The sequence below is a fragment of the Pedobacter sp. HMWF019 genome, assembly GCF_003061025.1.
Classification (GTDB): domain Bacteria; phylum Bacteroidota; class Bacteroidia; order Sphingobacteriales; family Sphingobacteriaceae; genus Pedobacter.
The window spans coordinates 1-6,891 of record NZ_QAIL01000414.1 but is presented as its reverse complement, the minus strand read 5'-3'; the positions used below and the strand labels follow the sequence as shown (position 1 = coordinate 6,891).

General features: G+C 39.1%; 8 protein-coding genes. 5 read left to right on the top strand and 3 right to left on the bottom strand.

Annotation, left to right across the window (positions count from 1 at the left end; translation table 11 throughout):
* Positions 1-521: hypothetical protein (locus DBR11_RS22245; RefSeq protein WP_108554810.1), on the bottom strand; the 521-nt coding region annotated here is incomplete at its 3' end.
* A gap of 153 nt (positions 522-674) precedes the next feature.
* Between DBR11_RS22245 and DBR11_RS22240 the strand changes: the two genes are divergently transcribed.
* On the top strand, positions 675-1,295 hold the full coding sequence (locus DBR11_RS22240; RefSeq protein ID WP_108554809.1) for a hypothetical protein: 621 nt from the start codon (positions 675-677) through the stop codon (positions 1,293-1,295).
* A 114-nt stretch (positions 1,296-1,409) separates the two neighbouring features.
* Here DBR11_RS22240 and DBR11_RS22235 read toward each other — a convergent pair whose 3' ends face one another.
* Together DBR11_RS22235 and DBR11_RS22230 are read right to left on the bottom strand one after the other, a co-directional pair.
* A complete protein-coding gene (locus tag DBR11_RS22235; RefSeq protein WP_108554808.1) occupies positions 1,410-1,937 on the bottom strand; it encodes a hypothetical protein in 528 nt (175 codons plus the stop codon).
* A gap of 17 nt (positions 1,938-1,954) precedes the next feature.
* On the bottom strand, positions 1,955-2,731 hold the full coding sequence (locus tag DBR11_RS22230) for a M15 family metallopeptidase (RefSeq protein ID WP_108554807.1): 777 nt from the start codon (positions 2,729-2,731) through the stop codon (positions 1,955-1,957).
* A 134-nt stretch (positions 2,732-2,865) separates the two neighbouring features.
* On the opposite strand from DBR11_RS22230, the gene DBR11_RS22225 reads away from it, so the two are divergent.
* From DBR11_RS22225 to DBR11_RS22210, 4 genes are all read left to right on the top strand, one after another.
* On the top strand, positions 2,866-3,540 hold the full coding sequence (locus DBR11_RS22225; protein ID WP_108554806.1) for a hypothetical protein: 675 nt from the start codon (positions 2,866-2,868) through the stop codon (positions 3,538-3,540).
* Positions 3,541-3,608: 68 nt separating this feature from the next.
* On the top strand, positions 3,609-3,836 hold the full coding sequence (locus DBR11_RS22220; protein WP_199233921.1) for a GNAT family N-acetyltransferase: 228 nt from the start codon (positions 3,609-3,611) through the stop codon (positions 3,834-3,836).
* Between the two features lie 115 nt (positions 3,837-3,951).
* Positions 3,952-5,982, top strand: coding sequence for a S9 family peptidase (locus tag DBR11_RS22215; RefSeq protein ID WP_108554805.1), 2,031 nt, complete (start codon positions 3,952-3,954; stop codon positions 5,980-5,982).
* A gap of 30 nt (positions 5,983-6,012) precedes the next feature.
* Positions 6,013-6,201, top strand: coding sequence for a hypothetical protein (locus tag DBR11_RS22210; protein ID WP_108554804.1), 189 nt, complete (start codon positions 6,013-6,015; stop codon positions 6,199-6,201).
* Positions 6,202-6,891 lie beyond the last annotated feature (690 nt).

Sequence of the window (6,891 nt, the reverse complement as noted above, 5' to 3'; positions counted from 1 at the left end):
TAATTAACTGCGTAAAAGATGTAGTTATACAGTTTATAAACGACTGCACAAATAATTAAACCTGCGAAAGGCAATATTAAATGGCTGTATTTCAAATAAGTATCGTAGCCATTTTTCTTAGATTTAATGTTAACATTACTAAAAAAAATCTCAATAGCTTCTTTTGATTCTTTTTCAAGAAATACCGCTTCGCTTTTACATTTTGTTTTCAGCCTCAGCATTAACAGTTCATTTAAGGGCAAGGAAATATAATACTCTTCAATATCAGATATTGGGATACGGATACCATTCAATTCTATTTCATCATTTTCAAAACATACTTGAATAGATTTCTTTTTCAGTTGATTAATAATTAAAGTATAGGTTGCAGCAACCACGGTTGGATATAAAACAAAGCGTAATTTTTCAAAGAACGAACATATCAAAATTACAATTGCAAAAACCGGAAGCCACATATAGGCAGTTTTCATCATTGTTTGATAGTAATATCCTTTAACGGTTATAGGAAGTTGTTTATGCATCTGGTAAATTAATTCTTACGAATCCAAATTTAGTCATTGTCTTCTAATTGTTTTTGGTTACCTGGTCGGTGGCATAACAAAATGTAGGTTAAGTTGTTATATTAGACATTGAATTATTTATTAAGTATAGAAAGTCTCAAAAGCAGGGTTTCTATGTTTGTTAACGCAATTTTAGAGGTGGAATTAATCATATTCAGGATTTTATTTTTTTGCCTGGTGCCTGTTGGTGTATTTATTCTGGTTAAAGCCATCAGGATGCTTAAAGGGGTGTTTAATGGTGAGTTGATCGTTGAGATTCCTTTTACCCAAAAAGAGGTGTCATTTGAAATCACCAGGCCGGGAATTTATGCGATATGGCAAAAGGGAAAGCTTTTCAGGCGTACGCCTGTAGATAAGTTCCAGTTGAAATTACATCAAGTTCCCTCAGGTGAAAATATTCCTTTACCCAGATCTGTTTTTAGTCCGCACCTCAATGGCTTTGAAACGGCACGAATGGAAATGAATCGTTTTTCTGCTGATCGTGGAAGCTATTGTTTGAACATCGTAGAGGGATCAAACGTTTCTTCTTTTGAGAAATTGGCAGCAAGTTTGTTTCCTGCAAAGCTGGTTGATTACAGGGAGTATTTTATCCAGGTTAGGGAAAGCAGGCCAGTGTATTATATGATAGCAGCTATTCCACTGTTTATCGTGGCGGGCTTCTGTATATTTGGTGGCCTAGCGGCGGGAATCACGGCTCCTGATTTTTTGAGTTGTACGCGTGTTTTGGGTCATTAATTCGCTTTCCACTGATCAGTACTTCCTTTGCGTAATTTCAGGATTTTTATGTCGTTATTAAATACATGTTCTCCTATTGATTACATTATTATTATTTGCAGGCAAAACCAATTCTTAATGACCACGAACGGTAACTGGATGCTCTTCTGACGGAATATGCTTATATATTGCTCCACTAGCTAAATCCTTCAAATAGCTCACTTGCATATTTTTGTTGTAGAAAATTTTTAACGACAGGGTTCTCTCTCCCTTGAGTATGACAACGCCATTTGAAATTTCCGCATCGTAGTAACCAACCCTGGTGATCTTTTTAGGAATATTGATTTCCGGAACAGCTTTGCCCGGCTTTGATTTTTTTAGTGTTAATGGCTCAAGGCTATATTCACCATTAATTTCGGTTTGCCCGTAAGTCAGCTTAATCAATTCTTTAAAAACGGTATTGGGTTTAAGGGTGGTATCTGCATTCATTTTCCATTGGAATAAAATCGGTAATGCATACTGCCGCAGCGAAAGTGTATCCCTGGAAAATTCTACGATACTCTCTTTGAGTGGCGGAAGTGGAATGGGCCGTGCTTTTTTCTTTTGACTGTAGCTGCTGAAGTGAAGGCATATCAAAGCTAAAAAAATGATTAAGTTTTTCATGGTTGATTTTTTGGTGACTATAACAATTTTGCAATTTCAAAATGCATGCCATCTGGTCTGCTGAAGTGACCTCCCCAATAGAATCCGAGTTCATTAGCGGCTGGAACAAGTTCTCGCACACTTCCTGTATTGCCGACCAGTGCGGGGAGTGTATGGAATTTGTTCCATTTTTCGTTGATGTCGAAGGCGGTGCCAAAGGCATGGTTGCTGAGCACGGTTCTGCTGTTTCTTTCGAAGCGTGGCTCGTAGGATCCCTCCCATGATTTAACCACGTCGAGCATTCCGTCTCGCTCCCACCTCGCCCAAAGGGCAATAAGCTGATCTTTTGCTGCTTTATGGAATTGAACTTCTGGTCTTTTGAGTATGCCCTTTAGTTGTGGAATACTTACAGTGACGATATTCTGTGCCCAGTTATTGGTGATTTTGATGTGTTCGGGATTATCTGGCTGGGGTTGGGAAATGTACTCCATTTTTCCGAACATTTGTTGCCTGATGGAATTGCTGTTTACGGAAGGGAAATTTGGTTTTGGCGGCCAGTTGGCGCTTTCTTTTATATCGCGATCGTCCTGGACTTTATTGAAGCCTTTGAGCATGGCGGCTCCGTAGGTATTATTTCCTACTATTCCATCTACTTTAATGCCGCTTAGCTTTTGAAATGCGACGGTGCCATCATAAGTATGCTGGCCGAATATTCCATCGGCAATATCGGAATAGAGGTTTTGACCGGACAGAAAGAATTGCCAGTCTTTTACAGCTGGCCCGCTGCTTCCTCTTTGTATAAGTTTTAGTGCCATGAGTGTATGCGTTAGTTTACTATTACAATATCGGGATAATTATTTTAAAGGAAACCAGGTTTATGAACTTCTTCAATAGCCTAGTCAATTTCTCCAAAACCTATTATATTTAGGGATAATTAACCAGACTCCAGATGAAAGCCAAAATATTCTCATGTGAACGATGCATAGGATCTACAGAACTGCATGTGGGTGATGAAAGTATGGGCGGGCTGTATGGTGATTTTTTACCAACAGATGCTTACTACAAGTATGTTCAAAAAGCGGTTTGGAAATTTTGGTCGGCAGGCAAGCCTGATTATGATCAATGGGAGGCATTGAAGCTGAGTGTTCAGTTGGAAAATGGTTATTTTCTTTTTGCTGCCGGCGGGTTTACTATTCATGATGTAAAGGAGGTTTTAGATGAGGCAAAAAGAATTGATATCGCGGGGGTAGACAGGCATGTATTGGAGGATTTCTTTCTGGAGAAGGAACCGAGGCCTTTTCTTGAGGAGCCTTGGGAACCGGTTTCCATTGAGGAAAAACTGGCCTATGAAAAGGAGGTAAAAAAAGAGGTGGGTGTTTACAGATCGTTTTTTGGTTTTTATAGCCTCTGGCCAAACGAACATGATTTAGTGGGTTTTGAGTTGTCGGCCTTGGGCTTTGATCAGAGAAGTCATGATGTGCTGTTTGTGACCAGGAAAGAGGATGACAGCAGGGAGTTTGCGGTGGTGCATTTGACCTGGAAGGGGTCGAAGGAAGTGAAGGGCTTTCCTCAGGTGGAGTTTTATAAGAGTTTAGAGGAGTTTAGAAATACATACACATCATAATATATTGATATCAAAATATCAATCTGAAATGCTCACAGCTATTTGTTAAAGTTTATAAGTTCGTAAATATGATTTTTAGAGTTGCGGAAAAAGGGATTGGAAAGGAACTGCATAGGCTAATGATGGATTGGTATTTTGAACAAACCAAAGACAATGTTGAATTAGGCACAGCACCGAATACACGTGCAGAGCGGTTCTATCATCTTCAGGGTTGGACCAGAGTTGGCAATTATCCTAATGGTGAGGTTAAATTTGAATTGAGTTACCGGAGATGGGTTGAAAGGACCGGTCATTAACAGCGTAAGAAGTTATAATGGCAAAAATGTCTATGCATAAAAGAAATCACCGCTAATTTTCAATTAAATAATTCATTTTTGTAGCACAAAACATTGTATTCTAATAAAACCATCAATGAAAAAGATATCACTACTGCTTTTGTTCATCATGCCGCTCATCCTGTTTGGTCAGGAAAAGAATGTGATGACACCTGAATTACTTTGGTCCTTAGGTAAAGTCGCCACTTTAGGTAACAGTCCGGATGGTAAAATACTTTTTTATAAAATAGGTAAGACTGATTTGACTACCGAAAAGACAAGCAACCAATACTTCCTTCTGAATGTTGATAACGGACAACAAACAAAGACGGATCTATTGGGTGACAAAACGTTTGTTCAATGGGATAAAAATGGTATTTATGCTATAAAAGGCGCAGAACTTTTCTTAAGCACGAATATGGGAAAAACCTGGAAAACAGTTTCGTCGCAATTGAAAGATGCTGAAAATGTGGTTGTTTCTCCTGATGGTCTATGGATTGCATTTTCTAAAACCATCAGCTTTTCTAAGGTTTTGGGTAAGGAAATTTATAATGACGTTCCGAAAAGTACAGCGCAGGTTTATACTGATTTAAACATCCGCCATTGGGACGCCTGGAATGAAGGAAAGGTTTCTCATGTTTTCGTTTCAAGCACCAATAATACGGGTGCGCCTGTTCGCGACCTCTTAGAGAACGAACCTTATGATGCGCCTCAGAAACCATTTGGTGGTGCAGAAGATTTCATCTTTAGCCCCGACAGTAAATCGATCCTATACGTTTGCAAAAAGAAGATCGGCAAGGCCTATGCTCAAAGCACCAATACCGACATTTATGCTTATCATATAGGAGATGCAAAAACGACCAATCTTACAGAAGGGATGATGGGATATGATATGGCTCCTGCTTTCAGTAAAGATGGCAAAAAACTGGCGTGGTTAAGCATGAAACGTGATGGCTATGAAGCAGATAAAAATGACGTCGTGGTTATGGACTGGGCCACCAAGGTTAAAATGAATGTGACCTCTGCATGGGATGAAACTGTTGACGGTGGCTTTTCCTGGAGTACCAACAGCGACCATATTTTCTTTAATGCTGCAATTAAAGGAACGAAACAGTTGTTTTCGGTAAAAGTTCCTGCAAATCTCATGGCTCGTATCTCGCCCCCGGTTATACAAATTACTAAGGGTGCTTTTGACATTACAGGTATTTCTGCACAAAATGGAGATCATTTAATTGTATCCCGTACGGATATGAATCATGCAACTGAATTATTTAACGTGGATTTGAAATCTGGGAACATGAAGGCTGTTACCCATGCAAATGATGCAGATTATGCTCGTATTGCCATAAGTGATACTAAGCTGCGTATGGTAAAAACGACTGATGGCAAGGAAATGGGTGTATGGGTAGTTTATCCGCCAAACTTTGATCCTGCTAAAAAATATCCGACGTTATTGTATTGTCAGGGTGGGCCGGAATCTTCTTTAACACAGTTCTACAGTGTTCGGTGGAATTTTCAGTTGATGGCTGCAAATGGGTATATTGTTGTGGCTCCTAATCGCCGTGGTATGCCTGGATGGGGTGTTGAATGGAATGAGGCTATTGCTAAAGACTGGGGTGGGCAGCCTATGCAAGATTATCTTTCGGCTATTGATGATGTATCGAAAGAGAGTTATGTTGACAAAGATAGATTGGGTTGTGTAGGTGCGAGTTATGGTGGGTACAGCGTATATATGCTGGCTGGCATCCACAATAATCGTTTCAAAACTTTTATTGCTCATGATGGGTTGTTTGATATGAAAAGCTGGTATGGTACAACCGAAGAGCTTTGGTTTGCTAATTTTGATCTGGGTGGTAATTACTGGAGTAACCCTGTGTCTAAAAGCTATACTGAATTTAACCCTTCTAATTACATCAGTAAATGGAATACACCGATTATGGTTATTCAGGGTGGTATTGATTTTCGTGTTCCGATTGAACAAGGGCTGGAGGCTTTTCAGGCTGCGCAGTTAAAGGGTATCAAAAGTAAATTATTATATCTGCCAAATGAGAACCACTGGGTATTGCATGCGCATAATGGACTGGTATGGCAAAGGGAATTTTTTAGCTGGTTAAAAGAGACTTTGTAGGATGGATAATGTAATATTAAATTTACACGGATGATTAAAAGAAGAGTAGAAAAGCAAGTGGAGGAAGCACTCAAAAGAAGTGCCTCAGTAGCACTGATGGGACCTCGTCAAGTTGGAAAGACTACTATCGCTATTAATATCAGCGAAGTAACACCATGCTGGCACATCTTCAGGGAGGAATTACCAATGCTTCACAAATTGCTAAAAGCTTTGAATTAACCTCCCCAACAATTAGCCGGTATCTGGATTTAATGGTCGACTTATTGTTGGTACCCCGTTTACAACCTTGGAGAAATTGACCTCATCCTAGAGTTTTCCGGCAGCAAAAAGTGGGCTATTGAAATTAAACGGAATTCTTCACCAAGTCTTTCAAAAGGATTTCATTTAGCCTGTCAGGATATCAATCCTGAAAAGAAATTTGTTGTTTATTCCGGTCAGGATAGGTTTTCTATGACATCAGACATTACTGCCATATCTCTTAACGGGTTAATGACGGAACTACTGCAAATGCAGTCTTAGCAACAGTATGGGATTAGAATCCAAATGATGTCACAGGGGCGCTAAAGCAGGAAAGTACAGGTTGTTTGCATTCTCAACAAGATCTATGCTGGCCTATAATTTTAATTCTTTAGAATCATTCAGGTATAATTCAACAAATTCTGAGAAGGAATTTGCAATCTTTTGATATTTTTCTCTACAAAGGATATATACTTCATTTTCATCTGAAAAGTCTTTGCGTTATTTTTCGCATAGATCATTGGAATTTACTATTTTTTCTCAATGATAAGCTCCAGAGAAGTCTTCTCTAATGATTAACACATATCAATAATCGTATCAAAACTATCTGATCCTGATTCATTTGAACAAGTGGATCTAATTTTTGTAAACGCTAATTCTATAGATCCGGAC